The organism is Flavobacterium procerum (assembly GCF_042431625.1).
Taxonomy (GTDB): Bacteria; Bacteroidota; Bacteroidia; order Flavobacteriales; family Flavobacteriaceae; genus Flavobacterium; species Flavobacterium procerum.
The window spans coordinates 128,601-143,218 of sequence record NZ_JBHLYW010000011.1 but is presented as its reverse complement, the minus strand read 5'-3'; the positions used below and the strand labels follow the sequence as shown (position 1 = coordinate 143,218).

General features: G+C 35.0%; 13 protein-coding genes. 5 read left to right on the top strand and 8 right to left on the bottom strand.

Annotated features, from left to right (window positions below; translation table 11 throughout):
• Positions 1-146 precede the first annotated feature (146 nt).
• Entirely contained in the window at positions 147-1,373 is a 1,227-nt protein-coding gene (locus tag ACFFLS_RS18475; protein WP_379683591.1) for a Glu/Leu/Phe/Val dehydrogenase dimerization domain-containing protein, read from the bottom strand.
• A gap of 142 nt (positions 1,374-1,515) precedes the next feature.
• On the bottom strand, positions 1,516-2,091 hold the full coding sequence (locus ACFFLS_RS18470; protein WP_379683590.1) for a chalcone isomerase family protein: 576 nt from the start codon (positions 2,089-2,091) through the stop codon (positions 1,516-1,518).
• A gap of 473 nt (positions 2,092-2,564) precedes the next feature.
• Here ACFFLS_RS18470 and ACFFLS_RS18465 point away from each other — a divergent pair, with 473 nt between their 5' ends.
• The 5 genes from ACFFLS_RS18465 (at position 2,565) to ACFFLS_RS18445 (ending at position 6,825) form a co-directional block, all read left to right on the top strand.
• On the top strand, positions 2,565-3,707 hold the full coding sequence (locus ACFFLS_RS18465; RefSeq protein ID WP_379683589.1) for an acyl-CoA dehydrogenase: 1,143 nt from the start codon (positions 2,565-2,567) through the stop codon (positions 3,705-3,707).
• Positions 3,708-3,840: 133 nt separating this feature from the next.
• The gene (locus tag ACFFLS_RS18460; RefSeq protein ID WP_379683588.1) at positions 3,841-4,818 is read left to right on the top strand and encodes a M20/M25/M40 family metallo-hydrolase; all 978 of its coding nucleotides are present in this window, start codon (positions 3,841-3,843) and stop codon (positions 4,816-4,818) included.
• Positions 4,819-4,853: 35 nt separating this feature from the next.
• Positions 4,854-5,531 carry an SDR family NAD(P)-dependent oxidoreductase gene (locus ACFFLS_RS18455; RefSeq protein ID WP_379683587.1) on the top strand — a complete coding sequence of 226 codons (678 nt, stop codon included), beginning with the start codon at positions 4,854-4,856 and terminating at the stop codon, positions 5,529-5,531.
• A 73-nt stretch (positions 5,532-5,604) separates the two neighbouring features.
• Entirely contained in the window at positions 5,605-6,207 is a 603-nt protein-coding gene (locus tag ACFFLS_RS18450) for a SprT-like domain-containing protein (RefSeq protein WP_379683586.1), read from the top strand.
• 15 nt (positions 6,208-6,222) lie between these two features.
• A complete protein-coding gene (locus tag ACFFLS_RS18445; RefSeq protein WP_379683585.1) occupies positions 6,223-6,825 on the top strand; it encodes a hypothetical protein in 603 nt (200 codons plus the stop codon).
• A gap of 79 nt (positions 6,826-6,904) precedes the next feature.
• On the opposite strand, the gene ACFFLS_RS18440 is transcribed toward ACFFLS_RS18445, so the two are convergent.
• The 6 genes from ACFFLS_RS18440 to gcvP form a co-directional block, all read right to left on the bottom strand.
• On the bottom strand, positions 6,905-7,666 hold the full coding sequence (locus ACFFLS_RS18440; RefSeq protein WP_379683584.1) for an ABC transporter ATP-binding protein: 762 nt from the start codon (positions 7,664-7,666) through the stop codon (positions 6,905-6,907).
• Positions 7,666-8,412 (bottom strand): MlaE family ABC transporter permease, encoded by a 747-nt coding sequence (locus tag ACFFLS_RS18435; RefSeq protein WP_379683583.1) that lies wholly within the window; start codon positions 8,410-8,412, stop codon positions 7,666-7,668. Before ACFFLS_RS18435 ends, ACFFLS_RS18440 begins: the two co-directional genes overlap by 1 nt.
• Positions 8,413-8,492: 80 nt before the next feature.
• Complete coding sequence (locus ACFFLS_RS18430) at positions 8,493-9,341, bottom strand: glycosyltransferase family 2 protein (RefSeq protein WP_379683582.1); 849 nt, start codon at positions 9,339-9,341, stop codon at positions 8,493-8,495.
• Positions 9,342-9,428: 87 nt separating this feature from the next.
• Complete coding sequence (locus tag ACFFLS_RS18425; RefSeq protein ID WP_379683581.1) at positions 9,429-9,956, bottom strand: methyltransferase; 528 nt, start codon at positions 9,954-9,956, stop codon at positions 9,429-9,431.
• Between the two features lie 205 nt (positions 9,957-10,161).
• A complete protein-coding gene (locus ACFFLS_RS18420) occupies positions 10,162-11,220 on the bottom strand; it encodes a 3-oxoacyl-ACP synthase III family protein (RefSeq protein WP_379683580.1) in 1,059 nt (352 codons plus the stop codon).
• A 546-nt stretch (positions 11,221-11,766) separates the two neighbouring features.
• A complete protein-coding gene (gcvP, locus tag ACFFLS_RS18415) occupies positions 11,767-14,616 on the bottom strand; it encodes an aminomethyl-transferring glycine dehydrogenase (RefSeq protein WP_379683579.1) in 2,850 nt (949 codons plus the stop codon).
• Positions 14,617-14,618 lie beyond the last annotated feature (2 nt).

Here is a 14,618-nt window from a genome sequence, read left to right as displayed (position 1 = left end):
TAAAGTTTTTTTATAAGTTTCTTTGCGCCTTCGCGACTTTGCGAGAAACAAATTAGCGCTCCTTGCGTAAACCTTTGCGAACTTAGCGGTTAAAAAAAAACGAGCCAAATATAATTCAGCTCGCTTATAACGAAGTATAATAAAAATTACACTAACTGTTTCAATGCGATTTCAAAAGCCGTTGCACTGATATTGGTTTTAGAAGGATTTAAAGCATGCGCTTTTACAATTGCATTTTTAATTGTTTTTGAAGTGTCATTAAAAATAGCCTCATCCGTCATTTGTACTTTCTTTTCCATAAAATAGGCGAAAACTCTTGCCATTCCGCAATTTGAAATAAAATCAGGAATCAAGCTTACTTTTTGGTCGACTTGTTCCATAATAGATCCGAAGAAAATTTCTTTATCTGCAAAAGGAACATTCGCACCACATGAAATTACTTCCAATCCGTTTGCAATTAAACTGTCAATTTGAGCTTGCGTTACCAATCTTGAAGCGGCGCAAGGAGTAAATATTTCTGCACCGATTGTCCAGATTTTAGAATTGATTTCCTCAAACGGAATCATGTTTTCTGCAACTAATTTATTTCCGTCTTTATTCAAAAACAAAGTTTTGATTTCGTCAAAAGAAAAACCTTCTTCTTTAATTAATCCGCCATCTCGGTCGATAATTCCGATTACTTTCGCGCCCATTTCAGCCAAGTAAAAAGCCGCAGCAGAACCTACGTTTCCAAATCCTTGTACAATTGCTTTTTTGCCTTTAATTTCTCCACCATAAGAGGCATAAAAATGACGCACCGCTTCGGCAACGCCAAAACCAGTAATCATATCAGCAACAGTATATTTTCTGGTTACATCTGGTGAGAATTTCGGATTTTCGATTACTTTGATAACACCTTGGCGCAACTGTCCGATTCTATTGATTTTATCAGCTTCAGTTGGTTTGAAGTGGCCATTAAAAACACCTTCTTGCGGATGCCACACACCACATTCTTCAGTCATCGGAATTACTTCATGTATTTCATCAACATTCAAATCTCCCCCAGTTCCATAATAGCTTTTTAACAAAGGAGAAACCGCTTTGTACCAACGTTGCAAAACACCTTTTTTGCGCGGATCGTTTGGGTCGAAATTAATTCCAGATTTTGCTCCACCGATTGCAGGTCCCGAAACAGAAAATTTAACTTCCATGGTCTTGGCCAGCGATAAAACTTCATTCATATCCAAGCCTTTTCTCATTCTTGTTCCACCTCCAGCTGCACCTCCTCTAAGAGAGTTAATCACGGTCCATCCTTCTGCTTCAGTTTCAGAATCTTTCCAGTTAAAAACAATTTCCGGTTCTTTATTTTCAAATTGCTGTAATAAATCTTTCATTTCGTTGTGATATGTTTATTTTGCGTAAATGTATAAAATAGAATAATGCGAATAATGTATTTTATGCAAATTTATCAAACTAAAAAAAGAAAGCCGGAAATTTTTTGTTTTCCGGCTTGTGAATATCTTTATAATTTAAGGATTAAATTCCTAATAAGTGTTTTCTCAGGGTTTCGTCAACGGGTTTGTCAGAAAGCCAGATTCCGAAAAGTGCTTTTTTGAAATCAAAACCAGAAATTTTTCCTTTAAAGACCTCATTTTTTGTAACATTAATACTTTGGTCCATAGGATTGTAAGCTAAAATGAAAACATCTTTTTCTGTAATAGCGTCACTTAAAAACTTTTTAAGCTCTTCGATTCTTGGACGAAGATTTTCTAATTCTGCACCGGCAGATTTTTCAAAACCTGCATTTATGGCTTTGGTCAGTTTGCTAGAAGATACCATTGAAGATGTGATTTCGATTCTGATGGCCATTTCGGTATCGCTGTCTATAATAAATTGTGGATCCTGGCTCAACTGAGATAAATACAAAGCCTGAACATAAACTTCAAGCCACATTTTAGAGCGGCCTCCGGCTCCGTTAAGTTGTAAAGTTTTGCCTTGAAATTCTATTTTTCTTGGTACGGTAACGCCGTTGACATCTATGTGAGTTTGAGCTGAAACGGCAGAAAATTGCAGGCTTATTAGGAGTGTAAGCAGCAGTAAAATGTTTTTCATGTTTTGTCGATTTATTGTTTTTTGGGCAAAAATAATGTTAATTTATTAATGTTTGGTTCATTTTTAACATGTTTTTTTCTTTTAAATTTCTGATTTATACTTTGGTATTGTTTTAATAATCAAATTAGTAGTACTTGTTTTACGTACATTTACGCATTTTAAGAATTGTTGAATATTTTTTAAATAAGTCTTGTCAGAAAATGATGGTTTTTAAGCTGTTTTTTGAATGTCATTTTTTATTTAATTTTTGTTTTTTTGCTGCGAGATTTATATCGCCTTTGCGAAAAAAAGCAAATAATTACGAAAACGTTATCGTTATCGTTGCTGATCTGGTAATTTTATATGCATGCATTGTAATTTTGACTTTTAAAAAGTATCTTTGAAAGCATTTGAATACCAAAAAAGCAAAAAACAAAAACTTATAACTAAACCTGGCCAGATTTATTTTGGCTAAAGAAAAAAAATAAAATAATATGGATTTTAATCTTACCGAAGAGCATTTAATGATTCAGCAGGCTGCGAGAGATTTTGCTCAAAATGAATTGTTACCTGGTGTAATTGAACGTGATGAAAAACAGATTTTCCCAACTGAACAAGTTAAAAAAATGGGAGAACTGGGATTTATGGGAATGATGGTTGATCCAAAATACGGAGGAAGCGGACTCGATGCCATTTCGTATGTCATTGCAATGGAAGAAATTTCTAAAGTAGATGCTTCGGCTTCTGTGGTAATGTCTGTGAATAATTCTTTGGTTTGCTGGGGATTACAAGAATTTGGAACGGAAGAACAAAAACAAAAATATTTGCCAGGCCTTGCTTCGGGACAAATACACGGGGCATTCTGCTTAAGTGAACCAGAAGCTGGAAGCGACGCAACTTCGCAAAAAACAACCGCAATAGATATGGGGGATCATTATCTAGTAAACGGAACCAAAAACTGGATTACAAACGGAGGTACAGCTTCTGTTTATTTAGTAATCGCACAAACGCATCCAGAATTAAAACACAAAGGAATCAATGCTTTGATTATGACCAAAGATATGCCAGGATTTTCTATCGGGCCCAAAGAGCAGAAGATGGGAATTCGCGGTTCTGATACGCATTCTTTAATGTTTACGGATGTTAAAGTTCCGAAAGAAAACAGAATCGGTGAGGATGGTTTCGGATTTAAATTTGCGATGAAAACTTTGGCTGGAGGCCGAATCGGAATCGCTTCTCAAGCACTTGGAATTGCTTCGGGGGCTTATGAATTGGCTTTGAAATATTCTAAAGAGCGTAAAGCTTTTGGAACCGAAATCTGCAACCATCAGGCAATTGCTTTTAAATTGGCAGACATGGCTGTAAACATCGAAGCGGCGCGTCATTTGTGCATGAAAGCTGCTTGGGACAAAGACAATCACAAAAACTATGATGTGAGCGGTGCAATGGCAAAACTTTTTGCTTCGCAGACTGCGATGGATACTTCGGTTGAAGCTGTACAAATTCATGGTGGTAACGGATATGTAAAAGAATATCATGTTGAGCGTATGATGCGAGATGCCAAGATTACTCAGATTTACGAAGGAACTTCTGAAATTCAGAAAATTGTAATTTCTAGAGCTGTAATTGCGGGATAACAATATAAAAAGCATAATGACCCTTTCAATTTCGTTTGGAAGGGTTTTTTTATGATTTTATTCTAAGTTTTCATAAGTTTATGCTTTAAAAACCATAATTGCTTTCTATTAAAACTAACTCAAACTTAAATAAATGAAAAAACTATATTTTTTACTGCCTTTTGTTTTCTTTGCCTGCAAATCTGGAACTTCAACAGGAAATGAAAAAGACACTCAGTCAAATGAAAAACCTTTAGAAATAAGTTACAAGGTTAAAGAATCTGAAGTTTCGGACTTCTTAAAATATCTTTCTTCTGATGAACTTGAAGGCCGCGAAACCGGAACGAAAGGAATTGAAAAAGCGGCTGTTTTTTTGGAAGATTATCTGAAAAAGAATCATATAAAACCTTACTTTAAAACGTATCGAGATACTTTGACCAACTTTAAATCTCCAGCTTACAATATTGTTGGTGTTATAGAAGGAACCGATTCTGAACTTAAAAAAGAATATGTGGTTTTGAGCGCACATTACGATCATATCGGGCTTGAGAAAAAACAGCAGGCCGACATGATTAATAACGGAGCCAATGATGATGCGTCTGGCGTTACTGCAGTTGCTCAGATAGCAAAATATTTCAGCGAAACGAAATCTAATAAACGAAGCATTTTGATAGTTTTTTTTGCTGGTGAAGAAAAAGGCTTGTTGGGGTCTAAAAGTCTGGTTGAAAAACTGAAAAAGCAGGATTTCAACATTTACACGCAATTGAATATTGAAATGATCGGAGTTCCGATGAAACGCGATTTCCTTTCGTATGTGACAGGTTTTGATAAATCAAATATGGCTCAGAAAATTAATGAATATACAGGTAAAAATACAATCGGTTTTCTGCCAAAAGAAGCAGAATACAAATTGTTTTACAGATCAGATAATTATTCGTTTTACGAAGCTTTTAAAAAACCATGCCAGTCAATAAGTACTTTTGATTTTGAAAACTTTGATTTTTACCATCATGTTTCAGATGAATTCAAATTGATGGATATTACGCATATTACTGCTTTTACACAAGAATTTCTTCCAGCCGTAACGCAAATTACGAATTCCAAAACACAGGAAATTACAATGAATAATTAACGATTCTTTTTACGGGTTTTGTTTATTTTTGCTTTATGAAAAATATTATTGTTACCGGAACAAGCAGAGGAATTGGTTATGAATTGGCATTGCAGTTCGCCAATGCAGGAAATCAGGTTTTAGCCATTTCGAGAAAAACACCCAAAACTCTTTTAGAACATCAAAATGTAACTTGTCTATCGGTTGATTTAGCAGAAGAATCCGAATTGCAGCAAGTAGCCGATTTTCTTTCCAAAACATGGAAAAAAGTAGACGCAGTGGTTCATAATGCGGGAGCGTTGCTTTTGAAACCTTTTGCAGAAACAACCCAAGCAGATTTTGAAAGTATTTATAAAGTGAATGTTTTTGCAGTGGCAAACTTAACAAGAATCTGTCTTCCGTATTTAGAAAAAGGAAGTCATGTAGTCACCATCAGTTCAATTGGCGGCGTTCGCGGAAGTTTGAAATTTGCAGGACTTGCTGCTTACAGTTCCAGCAAAGGTGCTGTGATTACTTTGACAGAATTATTGGCAGAAGAATACAAAGAAAGAGGAATTTCGTTTAATGTTCTGGCGTTAGGCTCTGTTCAGACTGAAATGCTGAATGAAGCTTTCCCAGGCTATCAGGCGCCAATTTCGGCAGAAGGAATGGCAGATTATATTTATGATTTTACGCTTAATGGTAATAAATACTTTAACGGAAAAGTACTAGAGGTTTCATCGACAAATCCGTAATTAAATTCCAATAATTAAATCCCAAATTCTGTTGGTGGTTTTTAACTTTTGACAAATAACATTTAACTTTAAATTGAGCGATACTTTAGCAAAATATATTCCTGAACATGCGGTAAAACCCGTTTTCGATTTGATAGTTACCAATCAGGTGCATTTGAAAATTGTAAACGAGCGTCAAACGCGCCACGGTGATTATAGACGCGGACCAAGCGGAAAACATGAAATCACGGTTAATGCAAGTTTGAATAAATATCGTTTCTTAATCACATTGATTCATGAAATTGCGCATTTAGTCGCATTTGAAAAATTTGGACGGAATATTAAACCGCATGGAAATGAGTGGAAATTTACTTTTCAGCGTCTTATGGTTCCGTTTATCAGGCCGGAGATATTTCCGAGCCAGATTATTCCTTTGTTGGCGAGGCATTTCAAAAATCCCTCGGCGAGTAGTGATACCGATACTACCTTGTCTTTGGCTTTAAAACAATACGACAAGGATAATGATAAGAATTATGTTTTTGAAATACCCTTTGGAAGTGTCTTCAAAATTAAAAATGGAAAAGTTTTTAAAAAGTTGGCAGTTCGAACCAAACGTTTTGAATGCATCGAAGTAAGTTCTGGAAAAACCTATCTTTTTAATCCGAATGCCGAAGTTGAGCTTATGAATGTTAAATAGAAATAAAAACACATTATGGCAAAAAAACTACTTAAAATTATTTTTGTTCTGTTGCTTTCAAATTTAACTTATGCACAAGAAAGCAATGACATTGGATTAAAAGAAAAAAAGAATCCAATTATTTATGCTGAAGCTTTTGGTGGTTTTTCATATATGAATTATTTTGGTCTTGCTGGTGGAGGAGAAGTGAATTATCAATACAAGAAAAGTTTATTTACTTTAAGATATTCACATTTTTCAGGTTATGTAAAAAAGGATAGTGTTTTTGTTTTTCAAAATGCACAAGACAATGATGAGTATGCTGTAATGTATGGGAGAAGATGGATAAAGAACAGTCATTCTTTTAGTGTCTCAACCGGAATAAGTTCTAATAACTTAAAAATAACTAGTAAAGATTTTGAAAACAATCGCAATTATAGATATGAAAGATATTATGCTGTTCCTTTTGAAGTAAATTTTAAATGGTTTAAACCCAAAAGAAAAAGAAAGTCTAATTTAGTATTGAATGCAGTAACTCCTAGTGTTGGATTTAAAGTATTTGGAGCAATATCTAAAAATACATTTGCAGGAGTTGGATTGATAATAGGTTTTGGACTTAATAAAGAATATGACGAATAGCTTTCAATAAAAAAATCCCAAATTCCAAGTTTAAACAATTGGAATTTGGGATTTCAAATATTTGGAATTTTAAAAGGCTTTAGCCTTTCAAATAAGCTTCTCTTACTTTTTTGAATAAGTTCGAAGAATAAACAAATTTTACAATAGCTTCATTGTCTGTTCTAAAGATTTCTTCTTTGTTCCCCTGCCAAGCTTTTAGTCCTTTTTTCAGGAAAAGAATATTTTCTCCGATCTCCATTACCGAATTCATATCGTGTGTGTTGATTACGGTCGTAATATTGTATTCTTTCGTAATTTCCTGAATCAAATTATCGATTAGCGTTGAGGTATTCGGGTCAAGACCAGAGTTGGGTTCGTCACAAAATAAATATTTAGGATTATTTACAATCGCACGCGCAATTGCCACACGTTTCTGCATACCTCCCGAAATTTCAGAAGGAAGTTTTTTGTGTGCATCGACTAAATTTACTCTTTCTAAAACAAAATCAACACGTTCTTTAATTTGAGCTTTATTGTTATTGGTGAACATTCTTAATGGAAAAGCTACATTTTCTTCAACCGTCATCGAGTCAAACAAAGCGCTGCCTTGAAATACCATTCCGATTTCAGTTCTTAATTCTCGTTTTTCATCCTTGTCTAAATCAGAATATACTCTTCCGTCAAATTCGATTGTTCCAGAATCTGGAGTATGAATTCCTAAAAGTGTTTTTAGTAAAACTGTTTTTCCAGATCCACTTTGCCCGATAATCAAATTGGTTTTACCAGTTTCAAAAACTGTCGAAACACCTTTTAAAACTTTGCTGTCGCCAAATGATTTTTCTATGTTTTTTACTTCTATCATTATCCTAATAATAATTGGGTTAATATATAATTTAAAAGAATAATGCAAACCGATGTCCATACAAACGAAACTGTACTTGCTTTACCAACTTCTAATGCACCACCTTTCATGTAATAACCATGAAAAGATGGAATTGTAGCCAATAGCATTGCAAAAATCAACGTTTTAATAAAAGCATAGGTAATGTGAAAAGGAATAAATTCCATTTGAGCACCTTGGACAAAATCCTGACTTGTCGAAAAACCTCCATAAGCACATGCCAGCCATCCTCCAAAAATTCCTAAAAACATACTGATTCCAATAACAAAAGGATACATTAAAAGCGCAATAATTTTTGGGAAAACAAGATAGTTTAAGGAGTTAACTCCCATAACTTCTAAAGCATCAATTTGTTCGGTAACACGCATGGTTCCGATACTTGAAGTAATGTACGATCCCATTTTTCCGGCCATAATTACCGAAATAAAAGTAGGTGCAAACTCCAAGATTACAGATTGACGTGTCGCAAAACCAATTAAATATTTTGGGATTAATGGATTAGTCAAGTTCAACGCTGTTTGAATAGCCACAACTCCTCCAATGAAAAATGAAATAAAACAAACAATTCCAAGCGAGTCAATAATTAAATCATCAATTTCTTTAAAAATTAAGTTTCGCATAACAGGCCATTTGGTCTGTTTATTGAAAATTTCTTTAAGCATTAAAAAATATTTCCCTATTTGGGATAAATAACGAATGAGCATCATAGTTTTTGAAATATTGGCTAAGGTAAAAAGAAGTTATGAGTTTTGAGTTATGAGTTCCCTTTTTTCGAGTGTTTTGCGAATCAAATTAACTTTTGTTTCATTTTCTGTAAACGATAATTTCTAATAAATTTAGCTTGTTCTGGAGTTACTAATAAAGGAGTTTTGGCTCTTTTGGCTTTTGTAAATCCTTTAATGTAATCTAAAAATAGAAGTGGTTTTTTCTTCATCATGGCCAGTTTTGCAGAGGCAATAGCCGTAATCCAAAAACCGTATCCTAAAGTATAAAAAGCTTCGCCTTGTTTGTATCGTGCTGTTTTGTTGTAATTGGCGCCGGTTGGTTTAAGATGTTTTACATGAAGAGATTGATCGGTAACTATTTTCCAACCATAATATTTACACAATAATTCATCTACAGTGTCCCAGCCCATGGCAGGTTTTAATCCGCCAATTTGTTGAAATGTTTCTTTGCGGTATGCTTTGAGTGCGCCTCGAATATGATCTTTGTCGGTCAGGTTTTCTAAAACCCATTCGCCGTTTTTATCGATATAACAGAATCCGCCAGCCATTCCAATTTTAGGATCCGATTCGAAATGTTTGATTATAGTTTCGAAATAGTTTGGAGGAAAAATTAAATCGCCGTCGATTTTTACAATAATGTCATAATCAGAATCCAGTGTTTCAAAGCCTTTCTGAAAAGCCTGAATTACCTTGCTTCCCGGTAAATGAATCGCATCTGAAGTTTTGTTGACAACCGAAATGTACGGATTCTCTTTTGCAAAACTTAATACAACTTCTTCTGTTTTATCAGTCGAATTGTCATTGACAACCACCACTTTTGACGGCAGAACGGTTTGAGAAACCAAAGATTGTAAGGTCAGGCCAATTAAATCTTGCTCATTGTGCGCGGGAATGACGATGTAATATTTCATGGAAAAAATTTTAGATTTTAGATTTTAGATTTTAGATTATTTGGAAGTCATCTAAAATCAAAAATCAAAAATCGTTAATCTGCAATCTTAATTCTTAACTTTCTCCGCTACAACAATATAATATCTTGGAGTAAAATATCTCAATAGTGGTCTAAGTCCAAACTTTTTTACCGGATGTGTAAATTGTAGACGATCTGTTATTTTCCAGCCTGTTTTTTCTAAAAGCCAGTCTAACTGCCAGTCTTCAAATTCATGATAATGTCTGTCCCACATATCTGTTTTAGAACGATATGCTGGTGAAAACCATAAACGTAACGGAATTGAAATTAACAGTTTGTCACATTTTACATTTTGTAAAATAGTGTATGGATTTAGTAAATGTTCGAAAATTTCAAATGCAGTAAAAACAGTGTATTCTTCTGTTTGTAAAGCAGTTTGATCGTTATCTAAATCTTCGCCTTTAGTGTTTTTTACTGTATAACCGTTTTCTTCCATTATTTTAGAAAATGGATTTGGAACACCAAAATCAAAAATAGTTTCTGATGTGCTAACGTGTTTTTTTAAAAACTCTAAGGTAAGTTTGAATCGTTTATTTGGAAATGTTTTTTCGTACATTTTATGGTTTTTAACAACAAAGGCGCAAATATACAAAGTTATCTTCTTTCTTGTTTTTTAATTTGAAGGAAGTTAATTTAAAAGCATTGAATTTATCTCTCGCAAAGACGCGAAGTCGCAAAGTAATAAATATAAAAACTTTGCGACTTCGCGTCTTTGCGAGATTAAACTCGGCCTAAAAAAAACTTAATTTATTTAGCTATACTTAGTATCGATAAACAAAAGCATTAATGTTCATTCCTGCTCCTACTGAAGCAAAAATCACAACATCGCCTGTGTTGATTTCGTGATTTTCGATTTTTCCTTGAAGAATTAAATCAAAAAGTGTAGGAACCGTTGCAACACTGCTGTTTCCTAAATCATGAATGCTCATTGGCATGATATCTTTTGGAGGGGTTTTGTCATAAAGTTTGTAAAAACGTTCTATGATTGCTTCGTCCATTTTTTCGTTTGCCTGATGAATTAGGATTTTTTTTACTTCATCAATCGAAATACCGCTTTTATCTAAACAGCTTTTCATTGCGACAGGAACATTGCTTAAAGCAAATTCATAGATTTTACGTCCATACATTTTGATGTATTTGATGTCTGGATCTAAATCTGGATTATAAGATTTTCCGAAGAAAAGAAAATTTGCTTCATCATTAGCGTAAGTAGCACTTTCGTAGGATAAAAGACCAGCTTCATCAGTTGATGCTTCTAAAATTGAAACTCCGGCTCCGTCTGAATAAATCATCGAGTCACGGTCGTGATCGTCAACCACTCTTGATAAAGTTTCGGCACCAATTACCATCACTCTTTTTGCCATCCCAGATTTGATGAAAGCATTGGCTTGTAAAACGCCTTCAATCCATCCTGGACATCCGAAAAGAATATCGTAAGCGACACATTTAGGATTTTTAATTCCTAGTTTGTTTTTCACACGAGTTGCTAAACTTGGTAAAATATCAGTTTGATGTGTTCCTGTTTTTACGTCGCCAAAATTATGGGCAAAAATAATGTAGTCTAAAGTTTCGGCATCGATTCCTGCATTTGCGATTGCTTTTTCGGCTGCAAAAAAAGCTAAGTCAGATGCTGTATATTGAGGTTCGGCATAACGGCGATTTTCGATTCCGGTAATACCTTTAAATTTTTTAATTACGACTTCGTTCGGGTAACCAAATGGAGTTCCATCTTCATTTAAAAAAATATGTTTGTCAAAATCTGTATTCTTAACTTCTAGGTTAGGAATGTAACTTCCAATACCAATTATTTTTATTTTCATTTTTCCCTTTAATTATCCGATAAATATCATGCTAAAGTATAAATAAAAAAATGATAACTATCATAAAATATACTATGCATGCATATAATTATGAAATAACGATTTTTTGTGAAATATATTGTTTATTTTTTAATGATTTTTTAATTTTTGCGAGATTTCAAACGATTGAAATGAAATGTTTGAGAAAGTTTTTTTAGTTTGCTTCGCCAGTTCGAGCAAAGCTCTCGAGTCAGGTTTCAAGTTTCAGGTTCTTGTAGGGACTTGAAATCTGAAACGTGAAATTATTTTGTTTGCGTGAGGGATAGGAGCTAACTGCCGAAGCAGTGGGGATAGCCCGACAGCATCCCGATAAAAGGGCGAATAAGCAAAAAGTGAGTTAGCCCTTTTATTGGGATGATGGCACGCCCAGATTATTTTTGTTTTAATTGTTTCAAGTTTCAAGTTCCTGCATAACGTGAAACCTGAAACTTTAAACTTGAAACAAAAAATAAACCCGACAGGTTTTTAAAATCTGTCGGGTTTGAATATGTATAAGAAAACTAAATTTTAGCTTTCCATATATGCTTCGATTGGAGCACAGCTACAAACTAAGTTTCTATCACCATAAGCATCATCTACACGACGAACAGATGGCCAGAATTTATTGTCAGCGATGTAATCTAATGGGTAAGCTGCTGTTTCTCTTGAATAAGGGAAATCCCAAGAATCAGAAGTTAACATTGCCAATGTGTGAGGTGCATTTTTCAATACGTTGTTTTTGTCATCAGCAGTAGCCGCTTCGATTTCTTTTCTGATAGAAATAAGTGCATCACAGAAACGATCCAATTCTGCTAAATCTTCAGATTCAGTTGGTTCGATCATTAAAGTTCCTGCTACAGGGAAAGAAACCGTTGGAGCGTGGAAACCGTAATCCATTAAACGTTTTGCGATATCACCAACTTCGATTCCGTTTTCTTTAAATGCACGACAATCTAAAATCATTTCGTGAGCTGCTCTTCCGCATTCTCCAGTATAAAGAATTGGATAGTGGCCTTCGAAACGCGCTTTCATGTAGTTAGCATTCAAAATAGCATGTTCTGTAGCGCTTTTTAATCCTTCAGCACCCATCATAGTGATGTAACCGTAAGAAATTAAACATACTAAAGCAGATCCGTAAGGTGCAGATGAAATAGCTGTAATTGCTTGCTCACCACCAACGTTTAAGATTGGGTTTGTTGGCAAGAACGGAACTAATTTTTCGTTCACACAGATTGGTCCAACTCCAGGTCCACCACCACCGTGAGGAATAGCGAATGTTTTGTGTAAGTTTAAGTGACAAACGTCAGCGCCAATTGTAGCAGGATTTGTTAATCCAACTTGTGCGTTCATGTTTGCACCGTCCATATATACTAATCCACCGTTATCGTGGATTAATTTTGTGATTTCAATAATTGAAGATTCGAAAACTCCGTGAGTAGAAGGATACGTTACCATTAAACAAGATAAATCATCTTTGTGTTCAATTGCTTTTTCTCTTAAATCTTCTACGTCAATGTTTCCTTCTGGAGTCGTTTTAGTAACGATGATTTTCATTCCGGCCATCGCTGCAGAAGCAGGATTTGTTCCGTGAGCTGATGATGGAATTAGACATACATTACGGTGACTATCGCCTCTTGATAAATGGTAAGCACGGATTGCCATTAAACCAGCATATTCTCCTTGCGCGCCAGAATTTGGTTGTAATGTTGTTCCAGCAAAACCTGTAATTACATTTAATTGTTGCTCTAATTTTTTAAGCATTGTGATATAACCCTCAGCTTGTTCAATTGGTGCAAACGGGTGAATGCTATTCCAGTTTGGCATTGATAAAGGCAACATTTCTGAAGCCGCGTTTAATTTCATTGTACAAGAACCTAACGAAATCATTGAATGATTCAACGATAAATCTTTACGCTCTAATTTTTTGATGTAACGCATTAACTGACTTTCTGAATGATGGTTGTTGAAAACATCATGTGTCAAGAAAGAAGATGTTCTTTCTAATGAAGCAGGCAATTGACTAGCTTCAGTTAATTCAGAGACAGAAACAGTTTCTTTTCCTACCGCTTCAGCAAAAATCGCAATAATTTGATTGATGTCAGCAACAGAAGTTGTTTCGTTTAACGAAATCGAAACCGAGTCAGCATCAGGATAGAAGAAATTTACTTTGTTTTTCTCCGCAGCTGCTTTTACTTTTTGTGCATCAGCTTTTACTAAGATAGTATCAAAGTAAGCAGTATTTGTTTGGTAAACTCCTAATTTATTTAAAGCTTCCGCAGTAGTAACTGCAGAGGCGTGAACTTTATTTGCAATATATTTTAATCCTTCTGGACCGTGGTAAACTGCGTACATTCCGGCCATAACTGCCAATAAAACCTGAGCAGTACAAATGTTAGAAGTTGCTTTTTCACGTTTAATGTGTTGCTCACGAGTTCCTAAAGCCATACGTAAAGCACGGTTTCCGTTAACATCGATAGAAACTCCGATGATACGACCTGGCATAGATCGTTTGTACTCATCTTTAGTTGCAAAAAAAGCAGCGTGAGGACCACCGTAACCCATTGGCACACCAAAACGTTGTGAAGTTCCAACCACTACTGCAGCTCCCATTTCTCCTGGAGAAGTTAAAGCAGCAAGTGATAAGATATCAGCAGCAAATGCAACTTTGATTTCGTTTTCTTTTGCTTTAGCAACAAAAGCGCTGTAATCGTTTACCTGACCATATTTTCCTGGATATTGTAAAATCGCTCCGAAAAACTCATTTGAAAAATCAAATGTTTCGTGATTTCCAACCACTAATTCAATTCCAATTGGAGTCGAACGTGTTTGAAGTACAGATAAAGTTTGTGGTAAAATTTCTTCAGAAACGAAGAATTTATGTGTATTGTTTTTCTTTTGATCTCTTGTACGAACGTCGAATAATAACGCCATAGCTTCTGCAGCAGCAGTTCCTTCATCTAGTAAAGAGGCATTGGCAATTTCCATTCCGGTTAATTCGATAACAGTAGTCTGGAAATTTAAAATCGCTTCCAAACGACCTTGCGCAATTTCTGCTTGATAAGGTGTGTAAGCGGTGTACCATCCCGGATTTTCGAAGATATTTCTTTGAATTGGAGCCGGAACGATAGTTGGGTGATAACCCAAACCAATGTATGATTTAAATGTTTTGTTTTTCTTTCCTAATTCGCGAATATGATTTGCAAATTCGAATTCTGTCATAGCAGGATCTAAATTCAAAGGTGCTTTTAGACGAATGTCATCCGGAAGGGTTTCGTAAACCAGTTGTTCGATCGAGTCAACTCCAATAGTCTTCAACATGTGTGGAAGATCGGCTTCTCTTGGGCCAATGTGTCTTAAAGCAAAAGCATCTGTTCTCATTT

Coding starts and splice junctions, on each gene's coding strand:
- ACFFLS_RS18440 (WP_379683584.1), bottom strand. CDS start 7,666: ATGATAGAAGTAAAAAACATAGAAAAATCATTTGGCGACAGCAAAGTT.
- ACFFLS_RS18475 (WP_379683591.1), bottom strand. CDS start 1,373: ATGAAAGATTTATTACAGCAATTTGAAAATAAAGAACCGGAAATTGTT.
- ACFFLS_RS18455 (WP_379683587.1), top strand. CDS start 4,854: ATGAAAAATATTATTGTTACCGGAACAAGCAGAGGAATTGGTTATGAA.
- ACFFLS_RS18465 (WP_379683589.1), top strand. CDS start 2,565: ATGGATTTTAATCTTACCGAAGAGCATTTAATGATTCAGCAGGCTGCG.
- ACFFLS_RS18425 (WP_379683581.1), bottom strand. CDS start 9,956: ATGTACGAAAAAACATTTCCAAATAAACGATTCAAACTTACCTTAGAG.
- ACFFLS_RS18460 (WP_379683588.1), top strand. CDS start 3,841: ATGAAAAAACTATATTTTTTACTGCCTTTTGTTTTCTTTGCCTGCAAA.
- ACFFLS_RS18445 (WP_379683585.1), top strand. CDS start 6,223: ATGGCAAAAAAACTACTTAAAATTATTTTTGTTCTGTTGCTTTCAAAT.
- ACFFLS_RS18430 (WP_379683582.1), bottom strand. CDS start 9,341: ATGAAATATTACATCGTCATTCCCGCGCACAATGAGCAAGATTTAATT.
- gcvP (WP_379683579.1), bottom strand. CDS start 14,616: ATGAGAACAGATGCTTTTGCTTTAAGACACATTGGCCCAAGAGAAGCC.
- ACFFLS_RS18420 (WP_379683580.1), bottom strand. CDS start 11,220: ATGAAAATAAAAATAATTGGTATTGGAAGTTACATTCCTAACCTAGAA.
- ACFFLS_RS18470 (WP_379683590.1), bottom strand. CDS start 2,091: ATGAAAAACATTTTACTGCTGCTTACACTCCTAATAAGCCTGCAATTT.
- ACFFLS_RS18435 (WP_379683583.1), bottom strand. CDS start 8,412: ATGATGCTCATTCGTTATTTATCCCAAATAGGGAAATATTTTTTAATG.